Annotated in this window: 16 protein-coding genes; 8 read left to right on the forward strand and 8 right to left on the reverse strand. The window is 70.3% G+C overall.

The features are described from left to right. The first annotated feature begins 7 nt into the window (after positions 1-7). Positions 8-2,320, forward strand: a complete 2,313-nt coding sequence (gene katG, locus RZO50_RS08735) for a catalase/peroxidase HPI (protein ID WP_322599324.1) — start codon at positions 8-10, stop codon at positions 2,318-2,320. A 73-nt stretch (positions 2,321-2,393) separates the two neighbouring features. Here katG and RZO50_RS08740 read toward each other — a convergent pair whose 3' ends face one another. Genes RZO50_RS08740 through RZO50_RS08760 form a run of 5 tightly spaced genes read right to left on the reverse strand, consistent with a single transcriptional unit; the run spans position 2,394 to position 7,795 of the window. After that, positions 2,394-3,695 carry a DUF58 domain-containing protein gene (locus RZO50_RS08740; protein WP_322599325.1) on the reverse strand — a complete coding sequence of 434 codons (1,302 nt, stop codon included), beginning with the start codon at positions 3,693-3,695 and terminating at the stop codon, positions 2,394-2,396. A 2-nt stretch (positions 3,696-3,697) separates the two neighbouring features. Then, positions 3,698-4,627, reverse strand: a complete 930-nt coding sequence (locus RZO50_RS08745; protein WP_322599579.1) for an AAA family ATPase — start codon at positions 4,625-4,627, stop codon at positions 3,698-3,700. 38 nt (positions 4,628-4,665) lie between these two features. Then, positions 4,666-5,823, reverse strand: coding sequence for a DUF4350 domain-containing protein (locus tag RZO50_RS08750; protein WP_322599326.1), 1,158 nt, complete (start codon positions 5,821-5,823; stop codon positions 4,666-4,668). Then, a complete protein-coding gene (locus RZO50_RS08755) occupies positions 5,820-6,500 on the reverse strand; it encodes a DUF4129 domain-containing protein (protein WP_322599327.1) in 681 nt (226 codons plus the stop codon). Before RZO50_RS08755 ends, RZO50_RS08750 begins: the two co-directional genes overlap by 4 nt. Next, entirely contained in the window at positions 6,497-7,795 is a 1,299-nt protein-coding gene (locus RZO50_RS08760; protein WP_322599328.1) for a glycerophosphoryl diester phosphodiesterase membrane domain-containing protein, read from the reverse strand. Before RZO50_RS08760 ends, RZO50_RS08755 begins: the two co-directional genes overlap by 4 nt. A 175-nt stretch (positions 7,796-7,970) precedes the next feature. On the opposite strand from RZO50_RS08760, the gene mtrA reads away from it, so the two are divergent. From mtrA to hpf, 5 genes are all read left to right on the forward strand, one after another. Continuing rightward, positions 7,971-8,651 carry an MtrAB system response regulator MtrA gene (gene mtrA, locus RZO50_RS08765; protein ID WP_322599329.1) on the forward strand — a complete coding sequence of 227 codons (681 nt, stop codon included), beginning with the start codon at positions 7,971-7,973 and terminating at the stop codon, positions 8,649-8,651. Between the two features lie 6 nt (positions 8,652-8,657). Then, on the forward strand, positions 8,658-10,367 hold the full coding sequence (mtrB, locus tag RZO50_RS08770) for an MtrAB system histidine kinase MtrB (protein WP_322599330.1): 1,710 nt from the start codon (positions 8,658-8,660) through the stop codon (positions 10,365-10,367). Further along, entirely contained in the window at positions 10,364-12,046 is a 1,683-nt protein-coding gene (locus RZO50_RS08775; protein WP_322599331.1) for an LpqB family beta-propeller domain-containing protein, read from the forward strand. Before mtrB ends, RZO50_RS08775 begins: the two co-directional genes overlap by 4 nt. Positions 12,047-12,136: 90 nt before the next feature. Continuing rightward, complete coding sequence (locus RZO50_RS08780; RefSeq protein ID WP_322599332.1) at positions 12,137-12,832, forward strand: ComF family protein; 696 nt, start codon at positions 12,137-12,139, stop codon at positions 12,830-12,832. 88 nt (positions 12,833-12,920) lie between these two features. Continuing rightward, positions 12,921-13,580, forward strand: coding sequence for a ribosome hibernation-promoting factor, HPF/YfiA family (gene hpf, locus RZO50_RS08785; RefSeq protein ID WP_322599333.1), 660 nt, complete (start codon positions 12,921-12,923; stop codon positions 13,578-13,580). Positions 13,581-13,687: 107 nt separating this feature from the next. On the opposite strand, the gene RZO50_RS08790 is transcribed toward hpf, so the two are convergent. The 3 genes from RZO50_RS08790 to RZO50_RS08800 all read right to left on the reverse strand — a co-directional run bounded on the left by RZO50_RS08790 (position 13,688) and on the right by RZO50_RS08800 (position 17,599). Further along, positions 13,688-15,040, reverse strand: a complete 1,353-nt coding sequence (locus RZO50_RS08790; protein ID WP_322599334.1) for a hypothetical protein — start codon at positions 15,038-15,040, stop codon at positions 13,688-13,690. 88 nt (positions 15,041-15,128) lie between these two features. Next, complete coding sequence (locus RZO50_RS08795; RefSeq protein WP_322599335.1) at positions 15,129-16,934, reverse strand: DEAD/DEAH box helicase; 1,806 nt, start codon at positions 16,932-16,934, stop codon at positions 15,129-15,131. Positions 16,935-16,999: 65 nt separating this feature from the next. Then, on the reverse strand, positions 17,000-17,599 hold the full coding sequence (locus RZO50_RS08800) for a PadR family transcriptional regulator (protein WP_322599336.1): 600 nt from the start codon (positions 17,597-17,599) through the stop codon (positions 17,000-17,002). A gap of 197 nt (positions 17,600-17,796) precedes the next feature. Here RZO50_RS08800 and secA point away from each other — a divergent pair, with 197 nt between their 5' ends. Together secA and RZO50_RS08810 are read left to right on the forward strand one after the other, a co-directional pair. Then, positions 17,797-20,601 carry a preprotein translocase subunit SecA gene (gene secA, locus RZO50_RS08805; RefSeq protein WP_322599337.1) on the forward strand — a complete coding sequence of 935 codons (2,805 nt, stop codon included), beginning with the start codon at positions 17,797-17,799 and terminating at the stop codon, positions 20,599-20,601. Between the two features lie 80 nt (positions 20,602-20,681). Next, positions 20,682-21,908, forward strand: coding sequence for a pyridoxal phosphate-dependent aminotransferase (locus RZO50_RS08810; RefSeq protein ID WP_322599338.1), 1,227 nt, complete (start codon positions 20,682-20,684; stop codon positions 21,906-21,908). Position 21,909: the final 1 nt, after the last annotated feature.

Consider the following 21,909-nt stretch of genomic DNA (forward strand, 5'->3'; position numbering starts at 1 on the left):
GAACCCCATGACCAACGCTGACGAGAACCCCGCCGGCATCGGCGCCGAGTCGCCCATCGACCAGTCGGTGACCGACATCGACACCCCGGTGAGCGAGCGCGCCGACGGCGAGACCCGCCCGAGCCCCAACGACGCCGAGGCGGCCAGGTGCCCGGTCATCCACGGTGACCAGCCGCACCCCACCACCGGAGACGCCAACCGCGTATGGTGGCCCAACCAGCTGAACCTCAAGGTGCTGGCAAAGAACCCCGCGGTGTCGAACCCGCTCGGCGACGACTTCGACTACAAGGCCGCCTTCGAGAGCCTCGATCTGGCTGCGGTGAAAGCCGACATCGCCGAGGTCATGACGACGTCGCAGGACTGGTGGCCCGCTGACTTCGGCCACTACGGTCCGCTGATGATCCGCATGGCCTGGCACAGCGCCGGTACCTACCGGATCACCGACGGTCGCGGCGGCGGCGGCGCAGGCCAGCAGCGCTTCGCCCCGCTGAACAGCTGGCCCGACAACGTCTCGCTCGACAAGGCGCGTCGCCTGCTGTGGCCGGTGAAGAAGAAGTACGGCCAGAACCTCTCGTGGGCCGACCTGATGATCCTCGCGGGGAACGTCGCGCTCGAGGACATGGGCTTCGAGACCTTCGGTTTCGCCGGTGGTCGCGCCGACGTGTGGGAGCCGGACGCCGACGTGTACTGGGGCCCGGAGACCACGTGGCTCGGCGATGAGCGCTACAGCGGTGACCGCGACCTCGAGCGCCCGCTTGCCGCGGTTCAGATGGGCCTCATCTACGTCAACCCCGAGGGCCCCAACGGCAACCCCGACCCGATGGCATCGGCCCGCGACATCCGTGAGACCTTCGGTCGCATGGCGATGGACGACGAAGAGACCGTCGCCCTGATCGCCGGCGGTCACACCTTCGGCAAGACGCACGGTGCGGCCCCCGACACGAACATCGAGGACAACCCGGAGGCGGCCGGCCTCGAGATGCAGGGCCTGGGCTGGAAGAACAACTTCGGCACCGGCAAGGGGGATGACACCATCACCTCGGGTCTCGAGGTCACCTGGACCTACCACCCCACCCGCTGGGACAACGAGTTCTTCCACATCCTCTACGCCTACGAATGGGAGCTGATGACCAGCCCCGGCGGTGGACACCAGTGGCGCCCGGTCGACGGGGGCGGAGCCGACATGGTGCCGCTCGCACACTCGGACGGCCGTCGCGAGCCCCGCATGCTCACCAGCGACCTCGCGTTGCGCACCGACCCGGCCTACGACGCGATCTCGCGCCGGTTCAAGGACGACCCGAAGGCCTTCGCCGACGCGTTCGCGCGTGCGTGGTTCAAGCTCACCCACCGTGACATGGGTCCCAAGGTGCGCTACCTCGGCCCCGAGGTGCCGGCGGAGGACCTCATCTGGCAGGATCCGGTGCCCGCGGTCGACCACGAGCTCATCGACGCCGAGGACGCCCGATCGCTCAAGGCGCAGATCCTGGAGTCGGGCCTGACGGTCGCCGAGCTCGTCGGGACGACGTGGGCGGCGGCGTCGAGCTTCCGCGGCAGCGACAAGCGCGGCGGGGTGAACGGAGCACGTATCCGTCTGGCGCCGCAGAAGGACTGGGAGGTCAACAACCCCGCCCAGCTGCAGAAGGTGCTCGGCGTGCTGGAGGGCGTGAAGGCGTCCTTCGAGGAAGGCCGCACCGACGGCAAGAAGGTGTCGCTGGCCGATCTCATCGTGCTCGCCGGCAACGCGGCGGTCGAGAAGGCCGCGCGGGACGGCGGCGTCGAGGCCGAGGTGACCTTCCACCCCGGCCGCACCGACGCCAGCGCCGAGCAGACGGACGCGGCCTCGTTCGCCTGGCTCGAGCCGGCCGCGGACGGGTTCCGGAACTACTACGGCCCCAAGGCGACCATGCCCGGTGAGTACCACCTCATCGACAAGGCCAACCTGCTGACCCTGTCCGCGCCCGAGATGACGGTGCTCGTCGGGGGGATGCGCGCGCTGGGAGCGAATTGGGACGGGTCGGACCACGGCGTGTTCACCGGTCGCCCGGGTGTCCTCTCGAACGACTTCTTCGTGAACCTCCTCGACCTCGGCACCACCTGGAAGCCGCTGGACAAGGGCGCTCACGCGTTCATGGGCACCAAGGACGGCTCCGGCGCCCCCGTCGGCGTCGGAACGCGCGCCGACCTGCTGTTCGGGTCCAACTCCGAGCTGCGCGCGGTCGCGGAGGTCTACGCGAGCGATGACGCCCACGAGAAGTTCGTGCGCGACTTCGTCGCCGCGTGGGGCAAGGTCACGGAGCTGGACCGCTTCGACCTCGTCTGAGGACCGACCCTCGGGGCCCGTCGCCGCATCGCGGTGGCGGGCCCTCGTCGTCGGTGCGCGGCCGGCGGGAGGATCAGAGGCGCCCGGCGGCCTTGAGCGCGAGGTAGCGGTCGGCGATCCGCGGAGGAAGCATGTCGGGGGTGTCGGTGATCGCGTCCGCGCCGGCACGGCGGATCGCCTCGGCCACACGCTCGGCTTCCGCGGAACCTCGTTCGCGGGCCGCCGCCCGATACACATCGACGGCGTCCTCCCGGGTCGGTCGTTCCACCGGCTCGCCCGTCACCGACCCGACGACGACCTGTGTGCGTGCGGTGAGGGCGGGCAGTGATCCCAGGAAGGCGCGCGAGGCATCCACCTCGTCCTGCGCGGTGAGCAGGACCACCAGTGCCGGCCGGTTGGTCAGCGCGCGCACCTGGGCGTGTGCCGCTTCCCAATCCGTATCGATGAGGTGCGCGTCGACCCCCGCCATCGCGTCGACCATCGCGGCCGGCAACGCCGGGCCGTCGACGCCGGTCACGCGTGCCCGCACGACGCGGTCGAACATCACGAGGTGCACGTGATCGCCTGCCCGCTGCGCCAGCACGGCCAACAGCAGGGATGCTTCCATCGCGGCATCGAGGCGTATGCCGTCGCCGACCCGCGCGGCGGACGTGCGGCCGGTGTCGATGACGATGACCACGTGGCGGTCCCGCTCGGGGCGCCACGTGCGCAACATGGTCGTGCCGGCCCGCGCGGTGGCCCGCCAGTCGATCGATCGGACGTCGTCGCCGCGGACGTACTCGCGCAGCGAATCGAACTCGGTGCCCTGACCGCGCACCTGGATGCTGGTGTTACCGTCCAGCTCGCGCAGCCGCGCGAGGCGCGAGGGGAGGTGCCGTCGCGCCGTGAAAGGCGGGAGCACCTTCACCTCGCCGCGGGACGGGACGATGCCTTGACGCCCGGCCAACCCCAGCGGTCCGTCCACCCGGACGACGACCATGTCGCTGACGAGCCGACCGCGCCGGCGGGGGAGCAGGGGAACCACGAGGTCGCGGCGTTCCCCCGGCGGCACATCCAGCGTCAACCGCTCGGGAGATGCACCGGCTGTCGGCTGCCACGCATCGCGGAGGCGACCACGCATGCGCCGGGCGCCCGCGTTCATCACGCGCAGGACCGTCTCCGTGGGCGAAGCCAGCAGCGTACGCGCGGGGACGTCGCGTGTGATCACGAGTGCACGGGGGTTCGGCGCGGCGATCACATCCAGGGCGATGAGAGTCGCGCTCAGCACGACCCACGCCGCGGTCGTGAGCCACGGCTGGACGCCCAGGGTCGACAGGGCCACCACCGGCACGATGCCGACGGCGACCAGTGCCGCTGCACGCCAGGTGACGAACACGCTCAGACCGGCACGCGCGTCTGCTGCACGACCGATCCGAGCACGGAATCGACCGAGACGCCCTCGAGTTCGGCGTCGGGACGCAACCGGATGCGGTGCCGCCAGGTCGGCACGAGCATCGTCTGCACGTGGTCGGGGGTGATCGCCGGGTATCCGCCCAGCCACGCCCACACTTTCGCCGCCGCCAGCAACGCCGTCGTGGCGCGCGGGCTCACCCCCAGCTGCACCGACGGGCTCCTGCGCGTGGCCTGCGCGAGGTCGACGACGTAGCCCAGCACGTCGTCGTCGACCCGTACCGCCGCGGCCGCGCGCTGCGCGGCGCGGATCTCGTCGACGCTGATCACGGGGGCGAGGCCTGCCGCGTCGAGGTCGCGCGGGGAGAACCCGTCGGCGTGGCGGCGGAGCACGGCGATCTCGGCCTCTCGCGCGGGCAGATCGACGATGAGCTTGAGGAGGAAGCGATCGAGCTGCGCCTCCGGGAGGGTGTAGGTGCCCTCGTGCTCGACAGGGTTCTGCGTCGCGGCGACGAGGAAGGGGTCGGGGAGGGGCCGGGAGACGCCGTCGGTCGAGACGTGCCGCTCCTCCATGGCCTCCAGGAGCGCCGACTGGGTCTTCGGGGGCGTGCGGTTGATCTCGTCGGCCAGGACGATGTGGGTGAAGATCGGGCCCTCCCGGAACTCGAACTCGCCGGCGCCGGCATCGTAGACAAGCGAGCCGGAGACATCCCCCGGCATGAGGTCGGGTGTGAACTGGATGCGTTTGGTGTCGAGGCCGAGCGCGCGACTGAACGCGCGGACGACGAGCGTCTTTGCCACACCGGGCACGCCCTCCAGGAGGACGTGGCCGCGGCCGAGCAGCGCGATCAGGAGGCCCGTGACGACCCCGTCCTGCCCGATCACCGCCTTCCCGACTTCGAGGCGCACGCGGTGCATCGCCGCGCGCAGATCGTCGTCGTGGAGAGTCTCGTCGGTCACGTCCGGTTCCTTTCGCCAGGGGTGTGCAGCCGTGCACGCACGGCGGATTCGAGGCCGCGAAGGCGGTCGGCCAGCTCGACGAGCTCACCGTCACCGCGCGGCACATGATCGAGCAGAAGGCCGCGGATCGTCGCGCGATCGGCGCCGAGGACCTCGGCCACCGCATCCGCCACGCGACCGGGCGGGTCGTGAAGGCCGAGCCCGACGAGCGCTGACAGGCGCCGCACGGCACCACCCCGCAGCTGGGCTGCGGCGTGGGCGGCGTCGTGCGAGGCCGCGTAGAGGCGACCGCGCCCCTCGTCGGTTTCGCCTGCCCGCACGGTCACCGGGAGTCGTTCTGCGACCAACGGTCCGAACCGGCGTCCGCGGGCGACACCGGCGACGACTCCGGCCAGGACGAGAAGCACGATCGCGGGGGTCACCCAGGGGGGTGTGAGCTCGCCCAGGGTGGGATCGGTGACCGGCAGGTCGCTGTCACCGGAGGAGGCGACGTACCAGACGAGGCGCTCATGCCCGCCGAGCATCCCGACCGCGAGGGCGGCGTTTCCGGCCGTGGCGAGGGCGTCATTGGTGAAGACGCCATCCGCGTCGATGGCAGTGAGCCGCCCCTGGACGAGCACGCCGTACGCGTCCGCATCCGGGTAGCACGCCGTTTCGGCGCCGCCGGCGGAGAAGAGACCCTGCACGCCGACCCGGTCCGCTCGCACGGCGACGGGCAGATCGCACATCGGTGCGAGCTCGTCGACGGCGAAGCCGGCCGGGGCGGCGCCGGCGAAGTGCTCGCGCAGCACCCGCGACGTGGGATCGCCGAACACCGTCGTCGCGGCCTCGTCCGCGAGCATCCCGATGGCATCGTCGGACAAGGACGGGGTCCCCGGCAGGAACAGGGTCGCGGGCTGTTCGGCGAGGGTCTCACGCGCCCGCTCCCACGACCGTTCGACGATGACGTCCACGCCGTTGGCGCGGAGGATCTCGGCGAGCGCCCGCGTCCCGTCGGGCCCCGCGGAGTCGGGGTCCAGTGCGCCGCGCGCCGCACGCTGGCCGATGCCGGCCAGAAGCGAGCCGACGAGTCCGACGACGAGGAATCCGGCCGCGATCGCCGTCCACGACACCACCGCCCGGGCCCGTCGCGGGGTGACGGTCGTCGCGCTCATGCCGGAACCGCCGGCAGGACGGCCGGGCGCCGCGAGGACAGTGCGTCGTCGAGGTGTGCGAGGCGGGCGTACACGTCGGCCGTGCCGGGGCGCCGGAGATAGCGGACGTCGTCGAACGCCCGCGCCGCGTCCTCGAGCTCGGCGGCGGCGTCGGGGAAGGGGCGAGCGGCTGCGCGGGCGAAGGCGTGGACGGTGGCCCCGGGCGGGGCCTCGATCACTCCGCGCTCGGTGAGACTGCGCGCCAGCGCCCGGAAACGCAGCACCACGGCGGTATCCCACCGGCCGCGCGCCGCCTCGGCTTCGGCTTCGGCCCGCAGCGTCCGTGCGGACCGGGTCTCCCGTTCGCCGAAGAGCTCCGCGGTCGGGTCGACGCCGCGTCGGGTGGCGCGGGGTCGGCCCCAGATCACGAGGCCGACGATGAGGAGGACGACCACCACGGCCACGGCGACGAGGGCGAAGACCGACTCCAGCCCCGCCGGGATCTCAGGGTTGAACAGGTCCGCCAGGAAATCGGTCACTGCGCGGGCGAAGAGGTCGAACGGGGTCGGCTCGGCCTCCGCGTACACCCGGTCGGACAGCTCGTTCTCGGCCCAGCGACGTGCTTCATCGTCGTCCGGTGTCAGGGGCGGCACCGACGTCGCCGAGGCGACGATCGCATCCTGGATCGCCCCGGTCACGACGATCGGTGCTCGCCGTCGGCCGCGGGGTCCGCCTGTCCCGGCGGGATGTACGGCGGGGGCGCCACCGGCTGCGGTGGTGCGGGCGGCGGCGGTGCCGCGGGGTACTGCCCGTACGGCGCCGGCGACCCGTACGGCGGCTGCGGGGCGGTGGGGTGCTGCCCGTACTGCCCGTACTGCGGCTGCGGCTGCGGCTGCGGGGCGGTGGGGTACTGCCCGTATGCCGGCTGCACGTGCGGCACAGGGCGCGGCGCGGCCACCCGGCCGATCCCGACGCGATACGGGTCGGCGAGTCCCTGTTCGCCGGCGTCCCGCTTCTCGGTGTACGCCAGAAGATCCATGTCGAGCGCCTCGTGCCTCATGCGGCAGTCGATGTAGATGATGGCAGCCGATGTCGACTGGACGACGACCGCGACGGCCTGGATGACGAGGGTCACCACCTGCGCGGCGACGGTCGTGACGACGAGGGTGATGATCGCGGTCGCGTCCGGGTCGCCGGTGGGTGCGAAGACCGTGCTCAGCCCGGTTCCGAGGAAGGAGAAGGGGAGGCTCACGACCTGCGCGACGGCGCCGAACGTGAACGAGATCAGCACGATCACCCCGAGGGCGGGCCAGAACCGGCCGCGCGTCAGCCGCCATGATCGGGCGATCGCCGGCCCGATTCGGGCATCCTCCAGGATGATCGCCGACGGCACGAGCAGAAGCTTCACGGTCAGCCACAGGGTGAGCGGGATCGCGCCCAGCACGAGCAGGACACCGAGCGCGATGGCCACCGGCACGGCCGCCAAGCCGATGAGGACGAGCATTCCGACGACGACCGCCAGCAGGACCATCACCGCGGCGGTGAGGAGGAAGGAGTATCCGACCACCCGCCAGATCACCGGTCGCACCCGCCGCCACAGCATCCCGAGACGAAGCTTCTCGGCCAACGCGCCATGGGCGACCTCGGCGACGACCACGGCCTGCACGATCACCCCGAGCGCCGCCGCGGCGAGCCCGAGCACGAATCCGGCCACCGCGGTCAGCGCCGTCGAGCCGATCGCGATCGCCTCGAAGTCTTCGCTGTAGAACGGGATGTTGTCCAGCCGCGAGAACGTGAGGAAGGCCACGGCGCCCACGCCGAGCAGGACCAGCAGGTAGGCGACGGTCTGCACGACCAGGCCGAAGCCCAGGAGCACCTTCGGATTGTGCCGCAACGCCGAGAACGAGCGGCCCAGGATCGTGCCGAATGTCAGCGGGTGGAGCGGGATGATGCCCGGACGCGATGCGGGCGTCCACTGCGGATACGAGGTCACGTTCCTCCTCTGGCGACGCTTCCTCCATCGTGGCACACGGCGCCCCGGGTCGAACCTGTGCATCCCCGGCATGCCGTTCGGTGAATGACCGGCGCATCTCGACTACTCTGGCGGGAGCGCTCGGGGGAGCGCCGGACGGCATCGCCCCCACGGTGAGCAAAGGACGAACGCGCGAATGAGTTCCCGCATCCTGGTGGTCGACGATGACACGGCCCTGGCCGAGATGATCGGCATCGTGCTGCGCACGGAAGGCTTCGAAACGGTCTTCTGCGCCGACGGCGCCAAGGCCGTGGAGACGTGGCGTGCCGAAAAGCCCGACCTCCTGCTCCTCGATCTCATGCTCCCGGGCATGGACGGCATCGAGGTGTGCACGCGTGTGCGCGCGGAATCGGGCGTGCCGATCATCATGCTCACCGCCCGCACCGACACCGCCGACGTCGTGAAGGGCCTGGAATCGGGTGCCGACGACTACATGGTCAAGCCGTTCAACCCCAAGGAGCTCGTCGCGCGCATCAACACGCGGCTGCGGCCGGCCTCGCAGCCGAGTGCGGAGGTCCTGCGGATCGGCGACCTGTCGGTGGACGTCGCCGCCCACGAGGTGCGCCGCGGCGACGCACCCATCGCGCTGACCCCGTTGGAGTTCGAACTTCTGGTCGCCCTCGCCTCCAAGCCGCAGCAGGTGTTCTCGCGCGAGATGCTGCTCGAGCAGGTCTGGGGCTATCACTACAAGGCCGACACGCGCCTGGTGAACGTCCACGTGCAGCGCCTCCGCGCCAAGGTCGAGATCGACCCCGACAATCCTCGGATCGTCACGACGGTGCGCGGCGTCGGCTACCGCGCCGGCGCCCTGGAGTAGGTCCGGGTGCCCCCGGCGCGCACCGCTCCGGCGACGGGCCGGATCGCGATCGTCGACTGGCGTTCGTGGCCCGACCGCGTCGCGGTGCTGTGGCGCAGGTCGTTGCGATTCCGCACCGTCGTGCTCACCCTCGCTCTGTCGGCGCTCGCGATCATCGTCGCGTGCGTGTGGATGGCGCTGGCCATCCAGTCGGACCTGCTCGAGTCCCGTCAGCAGCAGGTTCTCGAAGACGCCCGCCGCGCGACGTCCGAAGTGCAGCGGACCCTCGACTCGGCAGAGCCGCAGGGGAACCAGGCGCAGCTGTCGAGTCTGATGGGGAGTGTCCAGAGCGACCTGACCCAGCAGTCCGAGAGCGACTCGTTCGCGGTCTTCCGTGTCGGCCCGCCGTCCTCGATCGCGCCACAGGACTTCACCTCCGGCGTCCTGATCGACGAGGACATCATCTCCTCGGCCCTGCGCGACCGGGTCCAGTCCGACCCCGAGCTGCAGTGGTGGCAGTACGCCGGGCTCCCCGGCGCGAACGGCGAGGTGCCCGGGATCATCGTCGGACAGCAGTTCGAGATGCCCGACGTGGGCTACTACGAGCTCTACTTCGCGTACGACCTGGCCGCCGCCAGCGAGACGCTGCTGTTCGTGCAGGCGACGCTGTGGATCGTCGGGGTGTTCCTCCTCGTGATGATCGGCGGCATCGCGTGGTTCGTCCTGCGCTCGGTGACCACCCCGATCGCCGAGGCGGCCGACACCAGCCAGAAGCTCGCCGCGGGGGAGCTCAACGTGCGTTTGGACATCCACGGCGAAGACGAGCTCGCGGTGCTCGGGCGTTCGTTCAACGCCATGGCCGACAGCATCGAGTCGCAGATCAAGGAACTCGCCGAGCTGTCGCTCGTGCAGCAGAGATTCGTCTCCGACGTCTCGCACGAGCTGCGCACCCCCTTGACGACGATTCGGCTGGCCGCGGACATGATCAACGATCAGCGCGAGGGGTTCGATCCGGTCACCGCTCGCGCGGCCGAGCTGCTCAACGCTCAGGTGCAGCGCTTCGAAACGCTGCTCACCGACCTGCTGGAGATCAGTCGATACGATGCCGGCTCGGTGCAGCTCGAGCTCGAACCCACCAGCCTCGCGCACCTGGCCGAGGATGTCATCGCGTCGATGCAGCAGCTGTCCGACCAGCACGGGTCGGACGTGCGCCTTGTCGCGCCGGGTGGATATTCCCCGGTGGACATGGATCCGCGGCGTGTGCGCCGCATCGTCCGGAATTTCCTCGGGAACGCGATCGAGCACGGCGAAGGTCGCCCGATCGTGGTCACCGTCGACAGTGATCAGCACGCCGTGGCCCTGGGCGTGCGGGACTTCGGCCTCGGGATGCGTCCCGAGGACGTCGAGCGGGTCTTCGACCGCTTCTGGCGTGCCGACCCGTCGCGGACCCGGACGATCGGCGGAACCGGGCTCGGGCTCTCGATCGCCCTCGGTGACGCCCGCCTGCACGGCGGCGAGCTGGCGGTGTGGTCGGAGCCCGGACGCGGGTCGCACTTCGTGCTGACGTTGCCGCGTCGTCCGGGGACGACCGTGTCGACCTCGCCGATCCCGGTCGAGGCGGGCGACGATCAGTCGCCGCCCATGGATGCCCTGGGACTGACCCAGCCGATCGACCTGTCCGCGATCGTCGGGACCGATGTGGTCCCCCGTGCGGACCGAGCGGGGGAGACCTCATGACGCGTGTGATCAGAGCCCTCGGCGCGATCGTGTCCGCCGCGCTCCTGCTCGTCCTCGCCGCGTGCGCCGGTCTCCCCACCACCGGTCCGGTCAATCCCGGTATCGCGCCCGGCGAAGAGCCACCGCCCCCGGATTTCTTCTACATCCCCGAAGGTCCTCAGCCCGGAGCATCGCCCGAGGAGATCGTGCGCGGCTTCGTGGAGGCCGGCACCGGACCCGCCGACAACTGGGCGACCGCTCGCCTGTTCCTGTCCACGAGCCTCGCGGAGGTGTGGGACCCCACGGCCGGGGTCACCGTGGACGAACGCGGGGATCGCACGTACGCCGAGCCGTCCGCGACCCAGGTCTCGCTGATGCTCGAGGCCGATGCCACGGTGAACGACTCCGGCGCGTACGAGACGGGCGCGAGTGGCCTCACCACGCTGGAGTTCCGCCTCGCCCAGCGTGACGACGGCGAATGGCGCATCACCGAAGCCCCGGACGGCATCGTGCTCGGAGCCGACCAGTTCCCGAACGTCTACGGCGAGTACTCCCTCATGTACTTCGACCCCACCTGGACCTACCTCGTCCCGGACGTGCGCTGGTTCCCGACGGTCAATGCCGCGACCTGGATCGCCGACGCCCTCGTGGCGGGCGCGCCGAGCCCGTGGCTGGCGGAGGCGGTCCGTTCGGCGGTCCCCGAGAGCGTGACGCTCTCGCGCCCGTCGGTCCCGGTGACCGGTGGTGTGGCCGACGTCGACCTTTCCCGCTCGGCGCTCGGTCTCGAACAGGACGGCCTGGACCGCCTGTACACGCAACTCCAGGCGAGCCTGGTCGGCACCGGCGTCACGGAGGTTCGTCTGACGGCCGACTCGACCCCGTTGGCCGCCGAGGCCGTGCCGGTGCGCTCCACGCGCGTGGCCACCGCTCCGCTCGTGCTGACCGCCGAGGGGTTCGGCTTCCTCTCCGGCGACGACCTCACGCCGATCGACGGCCTTTCGGCGGCGATGACGCAGGTCGACCCGGCGGTCATCCAGGTCGGCGTCGACCGCGATGTCGCGGCGGTCCTGACCACGGGCGGCGAGACCGTCCGCGTCGAGTCCGACGGCGACCTCCTGGTGGTCGACGACCGGGATGGCCTGATCGCCCCGACCGTCGACCCGGCGGGATTCGTCTGGAGCGTTCCCCGTGACGGCCCCGCCGGCGTTCTCGCCACGGGGCCCGACGGCGTCGCGCTCACCGTCGCCGGTGCCTTCCCCGAGAGCACCGAGATCGCCGCGTTCGCCGTCTCGCGCGACGGCGCCCGTCTGGCGGCGATCGTCTCGGCCAACGGCCGGCTCGGCATCGAGATCGCCGGCGTGGTGCGTGATGCCGATGGGGTGCCGATCCGCCTCACCGACCCGCTGCGGCTCGGACCGGTCGGCGGTGCCGGTCTCTCGCTCGCGTGGCTCGATGACACGACGGTCGCCGCGGTGAGCCGGTCGGGCACCGACATCACTCTCGTCGAGCAGCCCGTCGGGGGCGCCGGCGTGTCACTGACCGCGCCGACCGGAACCGTGTCGGTTTCGGGCGCCAACACCGATGCGACGGTGCGACTGCTGTCCGATGACGGGCTGCTGTTCGTGCGCCGCGCGGCGAACTGGGAGCAGACGGCGGACGGCATCCTCGTGCTCGCCACGCAGCAGGGGTCGCCGGAATGACCACTCCTCCCCAGCGGTGAGTCGCGGGCTCCCGTCCACGGGAACGGCCGGTGCCGGGCGGAGCGCGGTGCGGTCCGCGAGGCTCGGGGAATGCCGCCCCTCGTCCGCTGGAGTGACGTCGTCCGCGAGGCGGTCGGTGACGTCGCAGCGCTGGTGTTCCCGGTCGAGTGCGCCGGATGCGGCGCCGGCGACGTCTCGCTGTGCGCCGTGTGCGACCGCGCACTCTTCCCGGATCCGGTCACACGGACGATCGCGGGCGTGCCCGTTCGGAGCGCGCTGCGGTTCGGGGGCACGGCGGCGCGCGTCATCCGGACGATGAAGGAGGACGGCCGGACCTCGCTGGCCGGCCCGCTCGGCCGGGCGCTCGCCGAGGTCGTGGACTCGATGGGCATCGACGAGAAGAGCGGCATCCGGTTCGTGCCGGTGCCGTCCTCGCGCGCTGCCTTCCGCCGACGGGGTTTCCGGCCCGTCGAGACGATCATGCGTCGTGCGCGCCTGCCGGTCACCCGCGCGATCGTCCCGACCAGGACTCTTCTCGACCAGCGCGGCCTCGGCGTTTCCGAGCGAGCCGCGAACCTCGCGCGCGCCTTCGCGGCGCGTCCGGTCGCCGACGCGCGCGTCATCGTCGTGGACGACGTGGTGACCACCGGAGCGACCCTCGCGGAGGCTGTCCGCGCACTGCGGCAGGCCGGTGCGGAGGTGTGCGGAGGCGTCGTCGTGGCCGATACGCCGCGACGTTCGGTGTTCGCCGACGGCGAAGCGGGCCGATCCGCGATTGGCGCGTGACACACGTCGCCCTCGGGTCTACGGTGGGGGGATCAAGGCGACTGAAGGTCCGCCCTTGACCGGGTGGACCGGAACAAGGAGGTCAGGGATGGAAACCAGCATCGTCGGCGTGGGAGTGAACGTGACGGATCGCTTCCGCTCGATCGTCGAAGAGAAGACCACCCGCATCGAGCACCTCGCGACGCGCGCACAGCGCGTCGACGTGAAGGTCACCCACCGGGCGTATCACAACGGCCGCCGGGAAGACGACACGGTCGAGCTCACGGTCACCGGCAAGGGGCCCGTCGTGCGAGCGGAGGCGACCGACGCAGACAAGTTCGCCGCCCTCGACATCGCGGTCGACAAGCTGTGCGAGCAGTTGCGGCGCGCGAAGGAGAAGCGCGTCGATCAGCGCAACCACCCGCGAGGGGCGAAGTTCGCCAAGGAGAGTGGAGCCCTGCAGGGCATCGACCTCCAGCCGGCCTCGGTCGAAGCGATCCGTGCCGTCGCGACCGGCGAGATCCCGACCATCAAGACGGATGAGGACGAGGAGGACTACAGTCCGGTCGTCATCCGCACCAAGGAGTTCGGCCCGGAGTGGATGACCGTCGAGGACGCGGTCGATCGGATGGAACTGGTCGGCCACGACTTCTTCCTCTTCATCGATGCACGCACCGATCACCCGAGCGTCGTCTACCGGCGCAAGGGCTGGGACTACGGCGTGATCTCGCTGACGACGCAGGCAGCACCGGTGGCCGTGGCGTCCTGACACCCACCGTGGAAGACCCCGGGCCGGCTCCGCCGTCCGGGGTCTTCTCCTTGCGCCGCGACGGGCCGTCGCGGCCTGCGTCAGCGGGTGCGATCGGCCGGGGACGGTCAGTCGAACATGCCGTCGAGGAGGCTGCCGATGACGAGACCGCCGAGGATGCCGCCCATGAGGTCGCCCCCGCCGCGGCCGCCGCGCGGCGGACCACCCCATCCGCCGTTCCACTGGTCGGGTCCGCCGGGAGGGCGTGAAGAGTCGATGTCACGTTGTGCGAGCTGCAGGGACTCGCCCGCGAGGGTGGCTGCGCGGCGGGAGAGGGCCATCGCCTGATCCCGGTCGTCCTCGGCGATGTCCACGGCCGTCGCCGCCGACCCGCCGAGAAGCCTGTCCAGATCCTGTCGGACCCGATCCGCCTCGGCCAGGCGCGTCCGCGCGTCGGCGCCGATCCATCCGCGATGCCCCGCGATGACGTCTCGCGCGACGTGGAGCTGACGGTCGGCGTCGTCGATCGAGTGTCGCACGTGCGCGAGGTCGGGCACGACGCGGCGCGCGCGTTCTTCGGCGGCGGCGATCGCGGCGTCCAAGGCGGTGTTGGCTTCCCGCAGCCGGGACAGCTCGCCGAACGGGTCGGTCCGCGCGCCCGGCGCGGGCAGTGCCGCCAGCGCGGACTGCAGATCGAGCATCGCGTCGGTCACCGCGGGCACCTGCGGGGCGCTGCGCGCCGCGATGAGATCACCGCGCGAGTCCTCCACGATCGCCGCGAGCGTGGACTCGGCGCGCAGCGCCTCGATCTCGAAGGTCTCCACCGCGTCGACGAGGGTCGCCGCACGGCGTGCCGCTTCGGTCGCCGTCTCCAGGGCGAGGTTCGCCTGCTCCTTCTGCCCGGCATCCCGGCGCCGCTCGGCCACGTCCGCGCTGTGCTCGGCGAAGCGCAGCAGCTGGTCGGCCTCGGCGGCGTTGTCGGCGACCTGGCCGAGCGCCGTGGCGTCGTAGCGCTCAGCCAGACGGGCGACGGTCTCCCGGGCGTGGGGGATGCGGGCGCGCAGACGTTCGGCGTCGCGCCGCACGCCCGCGATGATCTCGGGGGCGCGTCGCGCGCGCTCGATCGGCTCGGCCAGCGCCTCGGTCCGATCGTCGAGGAGCTCGTCGGCCCAGCCGCACAACTGCACGATGCGTGCGTTCCTGGTCCGGAGTTCCTCGGGGGTGTCGGGGATCTCGTCGTGGTTCAGCTGGTGAAGGTGGAAGGCCTCGCCCAGGTGCGTGCGCACGGATTCCAGCGCCTCCCGCAGCTCGGACGTCGGCCCCTCGCCCAGCTCGGCCTCCGCGAAAGCGAGCTCGTCGGTGGTGACGCGGATGCGTTCGTCCGCCTCGACCAGCGCACGCTGGGCGTTGCGCGCCAGATCGGCGTCCTGGGCCTCGAGTTCATCGCGCTCTCGCTTGCGTCTGCCCCAGAATCCGGCCATACCCCGATCCTACGAGCGGACGGGGGAGCCTCCGTCCGGTTTCGCTGAGAGCACGCGGCATCGCGATCGGCGAGCGTCCGAACTCCCCTCAGCGGTCGCCGCGGTGGCGGGGCTTGCGGTCGCGACGATCGTCCCGGTCGTATCGGCGTCGGTCGCCGTCCCCGCCACGGTCCTCGCGCCGCCGGGAAGGGCCTCCGGTATCGAGACGGATCTCGATCAGACGTCCCGAGATGCGCGTGTCGGCCAGACGCTCCAACGTATCGCGCGGCATGTCCGCGGGGAGTTCGACGAGCGAGAAGTCGGGGCGGATCTGGATGCGGCCGAAGTCGTCGCGTCGCAGCCCGCCCTCGTTCGCCAGGGCGCCGACGATCTGGCGCGGCTCGACGCGATGGCGCTTGCCGACGGCGATCCGGTAGGTCGAGTAGGCGCCGCCGTCGCCCCGCTCTCGACGCTCACGGCGCGGACCGTCGCCGGCGCGGTCGTCACGGCCGTCGCGGTCACGGGTCGCGCGTGCCGGGCGCACAGGTTCGGGATCGGGCCCGAGCAGCAGCGGCGTCTCGCCCTGGGCGACGATCGCCAGCGCGGCGGCCACGTCGACCTCGGGCACGTCGTGGTGCCGCATGTAGTGGGTGACGATGTCACGGAACCGGTCCACCCGGTCCGTCTCGGCGAGGGCGGCCGAGATGCGGTCGTCGAAGCGCGACAGGCGCGTCTCGTTCACCTCGTCGACGCTCGGCAACGACATCTCGGTCAGCTGCTGGCGCGTGGCCTTCTCGATCGCCCGGACGAGCCACCGCTCCTTGGGCGTCACGAACGAGATCGCGTCTCCCGTGCGCCCGGCGCGGCCGGTGCGCCCGATGCGGTGCACATACGACTCGGTGTCGGTGGGGATGTCGTAGTTGACCACGTGCGAGATGCGCTCGACGTCGAGGCCTCGCGCGGCGACGTCGGTGGCCACGAGGATGTCCAGCTTGCCGGAACGGAGCTGGCCGACGGTCTTCTCGCGCTGCGCCTGCGCGATGTCGCCGTTGATCGCAGCGGCGGAGTAGCCTCGGGCGCGAAGCTTCTCGGCGATCTCCTCGGTCACGCTTCGGGTGCGGCCGAACACGATCATCCCGTCGAAGTTCTCCACCTCGAGGATGCGGGTGAGGGCGTCCATCTTCCGCTGCCACGCGGTGATGAGGTAGCGCTGGGTGATGTTCGCCGACGTCGTCGTCTTGGCTGCGACGGTGATCTCTTCGGGCTCGTGCAGGTACTGCTTCGACATGCGTCGGATGGCCGCCGGCATGGTCGCCGAGAACAGCGCGACCTGCTTGGTGTCCGGCGTCTCGGCGAGAATCGTCTCGACGTCTTCGGCGAAGCCCATCTTCAGCATCTCGTCGGCTTCGTCGAGCACCAGGTACTTCAGCTCGGACAGGTCGAGCGTGCCCTTCTCGAGATGGTCGATGATGCGACCCGGGGTGCCGACGACGACGTGCACGCCGCGACGCAGGGCCGACAGCTGGACCCCGTAGCCCTGTCCGCCGTAGACGGGGAGCACGTGGACGCCCTTCAGATGCCCGGCGTACTTCTCGAACGCTTCGCACACCTGCAGGGCGAGTTCGCGCGTGGGTGCCAGCACGAGCGCCTGGGGGGTCTTCTGGGCGGGGTCGAGCCGGTCGACGATGGGAAGTGCGAAGGCGGCGGTCTTGCCGGTCCCCGTCTGCGCCATGCCGACGACGTCGCGGCCCGCGAGGAGGGTCGGGATGGTCGCCGCCTGGATGGCCGAGGGGGTCTCGTAGCCGATCTCGCGAAGGGCCTTGAGGACCGGATCGCTCAGGCCGAGATCGGAGAAGTTCGGCGCAGCGGTCTCGGCGGGGGCGTCGGATGCGGCGGGAGCGTCTGTTTCGGTCACAGTTCAGGGTACTGGCCCGCTCCTGTGAACCGGCGATGCGCGTGCTGCCCGCGGCCGCTGCGGCGTCAGCCTGTGGTGCGGGTCTTGAACGGGCGTCCTCGTTTGGGGCGCTCGCCCGACAAGGACATCGATCTGTCTGGCTCGGGATGCTGCGCGAGGTGCTCGGCGCTGCGATCCAGCCAGTCGACCTCGGCCTGCGCGGCGTGGAGCATGGCGTCCAGGACGAGGGATCGCGCGAGGGTTTCGGGTCCGTCCGGCGGCCCCGCGGCATCCACCGAGCTCCGGAGGGATTCCACCCTCGCGAGCGAGGCGCGGCGTTGCGTGCGGATCACGTCGGCGACCTCGATGCCGGGGAGGGTCGCGGCGACCGCGAGCTTGACGGCGAGCTCGTCGCGTGTCTGCGGCGCGCGCTCGACGGGGGAGGACAGCCACTCGGCGACGTCATCGGAGCCGGCCGCGGTGATCGACCAGTAGACGTGCCCCTGCTCGTCCGGGGGTCCCTTCGTGACGAGCCCGTCGCGTTCGAGCCGATCGAGGGTGTTGTAGATCTGGCCGACGTTCAGCGGCCAGGTCGATCCCGTCCGGCGGTCGAATTCGGCGCGCAGCTGGTAGCCGTAGCAGGGCCCCTGGTCGAGGATGGCCAGCAGGCTGCGGCGGACGGACACGGGGCCTCCCGGGTTTCGCGATGTGCATACCGCGTATGTGCATGCCGAGTATAGGGTGCGGCGTCGTGGCGGGAGCAGGTGCCCGCACACGCCCACAGCCCACGTGAAGGTCACGGACCGATAACATGGTCGGGTATGCCCGCCGGGCGCCCGATGGCGTGCGCGGGAGTCGACAGCCCGAGAGATGGAGACATTCCGTGGCAAACCCCCTCGAGAAACTGCTTCGCGCCGGAGAAGGTCGCATCCTGCGACGACTCCAGCAGACGGTCAAGGCCGTCAACGCGCTCGAGGAGGAGTACACGCATCTCACCGACGAGCAGCTGCGGGGCGAGACCGAGGAGCTGCGCCAGCGGTACGAGAAGGGCGAGACACTCGACCAGCTGCTGCCGGAGGCCTTCGCGGCCGTCCGCGAAGCCGCCAAGCGCACGCTCGGGCAGCGCCCGTACGACGTGCAGATCATGGGTGGCGCAGCCCTTCATCTGGGCAACATCGCCGAGATGAAGACTGGTGAGGGCAAGACGCTCGTGGCGACTCTCCCCGCTTATCTCAACGCGATCGCCGGGCGCGGCGTGCACATCGTCACGGTCAACGACTTCCTCGCCTCCTATCAGTCCGACATCATGGGCCGTGTCTTCCGGGCCCTCGGCATGACGACCGGCACGATCGTGTCCGGCCAGACCCCGGAGGTGCGACGTGAGCAGTACGCCGCCGACATCACCTACGGCACGAACAACGAGTTCGGGTTCGACTACCTGCGCGACAACATGGCATGGCGCAAAGAGGACCTCGTCCAGCGCGACCACTTCTTCGCGATCGTCGACGAGGTCGACTCGATCCTGATCGACGAGGCGCGCACGCCGCTGATCATCTCCGGCCCGTCCTCCGGCGAGGCGAACCGCTGGTTCGTGGAGTTCGCGAAGATCGCGCGCACCCTCGAGGTCGGCGTCGACTACGAGGTCGACGAGAAGAAGCGAACCGTCGGCGTCCTGGAACCGGGGATCGAGAAGGTCGAGGACTACCTCGGCATCGACAACCTGTACGAGTCGGCGAACACCCCGCTCATCTCGTTCCTCAACAACTCGATCAAGGCCCTGGCGCTGTTCAAGCGGGACAGCGACTACGTGGTGATGAACGACGAGGTCATGATCGTCGACGAGCACACCGGCCGCATCCTGGTCGGACGCCGGTACAACGAGGGCATCCACCAGGCGATCGAGGCCAAGGAGGGAGTGCCGGTCAAGGCCGAGAACCAGACCCTCGCGACCGTCACCCTGCAGAACTACTTCCGCCTGTACGACAAGCTCGGCGGCATGACCGGTACCGCCGAGACCGAGGCGGCCGAGTTCATGTCGACGTACAAGCTCGGCGTCGTCCCCATCCCGACCAACAAGCCGATGATCCGCAAGGACCAGTCCGACCTCGTCTACAAGAACGAAGAGGCGAAGTTCCGCCAGGTCGCCGAGGACATCGCCGAGCGTCATGAGGCCGGGCAGCCCGTGCTGGTCGGCACCGTCAGTGTCGAGAAGAGCGAGTACCTCTCGCGGCTGCTCGCGAAGAAGGGCATCAGGCACGAGGTCCTGAACGCGAAGAACCACGCCCGTGAAGCCGAGATCGTCGCCCTTGCCGGCCGTCCGGGCGCCGTGACGGTCGCCACCAACATGGCCGGCCGCGGAACCGACATCATGCTCGGTGGCAACGCCGAATTCCTGGCCGTGCAGGAGATGAAGGCCAAGGGCCTGGACCCGCACGAGACGCCGGAGGAGTACGAAGCCGAGTGGGACGCCGTGTACGAGGCCATGCGCGAACGCGTGGCCGAGGAGGGTGAAGCGGCCCGCGCAGCCGGCGGTCTCTACGTGCTCGGCACGGAGCGTCACGAGTCCCGCCGCATCGACAATCAGCTGCGCGGCCGATCCGGCCGACAGGGCGATCCCGGTGAGAGCCGCTTCTACCTGTCGCTGACCGACACGCTGATGCGTCTGTTCCAGTCCGGCGCCGCCGAGGCGATCCTGTCGCGGACGAATTTCCCCGATGACGTCGCGATCGAGTCCGGCATGGTCTCGCGCGCGATCAAGAGCGCGCAGTCTCAGGTCGAGGCGCGCAACGCCGAGGTCCGCAAGAACGTCCTGAAGTACGACGACGTGCTGAACCGCCAGCGCGAGGCCATCTACGCCGACCGCCGCCACATCCTGCACGGGGACGACATCGCCGACCGGGTGCAGCACTTCATCGAGGACGCCGTCGGCGCCCTCATCGATGACCACACCGGAGCCGGACACAACGAGAGCTGGGACTTCGACGCGCTGTGGACCGAGCTGAAGACGCTCTATCCCGTGAACGTCACCATCGACGAGGTCGTCTCCGAGGGCGCCGGTCGTAAGGGCGGGATCACGGCCGAAGGTCTCAAGCGCGAAGTGCTCTCCGATGCGCGGATCGCCTACGAAGCACGCGAGGAGAGCCTCGGTTCGGAGGCCATGCGCGAACTCGAGCGTCGCGTCGTGCTGCAGGTGCTCGATCGTCGGTGGCGGGACCACCTCTACGAGATGGACTACCTCAAGGACGGCATCGGCCTGCGGGCCATGGCGCAGCGCGATCCTCTCATCGAGTACCAGCGCGAGGGCTACCAGATGTTCCAGTCGATGATGGGGCAGATCAAGGAGGAGTGCGTCGGCTACCTCTTCAATCTCGAGGTCGAGGTCCGCAAGGCGGCCGACGGCGAGCAGGTCACCCAGGTCGAGGCCAAGGGTCTTTCGGCCACGCCGGCCGACGGTCAGCGGCTGCAGTACTCGGCGGCCAATGACGCCGGGGAGGTGGAGGTGCGCAACGAGCGCGGTCAGGTCCAGCAGGCCGAGACCACCCGTGTGCGCCAGGCTGCTCAGGCCGCTCAACCCGCTCCCGCGGACGCCCCGCGCGGCGCCTTCGGTCAGAAGACCGACGCCGCCGAGGGGGCACCGCCTGCGCCGCAGAACCGCGCACAGCGCCGCGCAGCGGGCAAGAAGAACTGATCCGCGCGCGGTGCCACCGGCATCCGATTGGCCCTGCGGCCGGTCCGGTGGCACCGGGGCGGCGGCGATAGAGTGATCCGATGAGTCCGCTGCGCCCCCTCGACCAGTCGAGCAAGCTGAAGAACGTCCTCTACGAGATTCGTGGACAGGCGCTCGTCGAGGCGGATCGACTGGAGTCGGAGGGGCACACGATCCTCAAGCTGAACACGGGCAATCCAGCCGTGTTCGGATTCGACGCGCCGTACCAGATCGTGCGCGACATGATCGAGGCCGTTCCGTACGCTCATGGCTACAGCGACAGTCGGGGCATCATGTCGGCCCGACGGGCGGTGATGTATCGCTACGAGCAGATTCCCGGGTTCCCGGCGTTCGACCCGGACGACGTGTACCTCGGAAACGGCGTGTCCGAACTGATCACGATGGTGATGCAGGCGCTGCTCGACGAGGGCGACGAGGTGCTCATCCCGGCGCCGGACTATCCGCTGTGGACGGCGATGACGAGCCTGGGTGGCGGCAACCCCGTCCACTACGTGTGCGACGAGCAGAACGGGTGGGCTCCGGATCTGGAGGACATCCGGTCGAAGGTGACCGAGCGCACGAAGGCGATCGTGGTGATCAACCCGAACAACCCCACCGGGGCGGTGTACAGCCGTGAGGTGCTCGAGGGGATCGCTGCGATCGCGCGCGAGAACTCCCTGCTCCTGCTGGCCGACGAGATCTACGATCGCATCCTCTTCGACGAGGTGCAGCACATCCCGATGGCGTCGGTGGCGCCGGACCTGCTGTGCCTGACCTTCAACGGGCTGTCCAAGACCTACCGCGTCGCCGGCTTCCGGTCAGGGTGGCTCGTGATCACCGGCCCGAAGAAGCACGCGGGCGGATTCCTCGAGGGGATCACGCTGCTGGCATCCACGCGGCTGTGTCCCAACGTGCCGGCACAGCATGCCGTCCAGGCCGCACTGTCCGGGGTGCAGTCGATCGACGGCCTCATCGCGCCCACGGGGCGCCTGCACGAACAGCGCGATGCGGCGTGGAAGGCGCTCGAATCGATCCCCGGCGTGTCCTGCGTCAAACCCGCCGGCGCACTCTACGCCTTCCCGCGGCTCGACCCCGAGGTGTACGAGATCCATGACGACCTGAAGCTCGTGTACGACTTCCTCGTGGCCGAGCACGTGCTGCTGGTGCAGGGGACCGGATTCAATTGGCCGACCCCCGACCACCTGCGCATCGTCACGCTGCCGGAAGCGCGCGTGCTCACGGAGGCCATCGAGCGGCTCGGTAACTTCCTGTCGTCCTACAAGCAGTAGG

Origin of the sequence: Microbacterium xanthum (genome assembly GCF_034531355.1) — a bacterium.
Lineage (GTDB): Bacteria > Actinomycetota > Actinomycetes > Actinomycetales > Microbacteriaceae > Microbacterium > Microbacterium xanthum.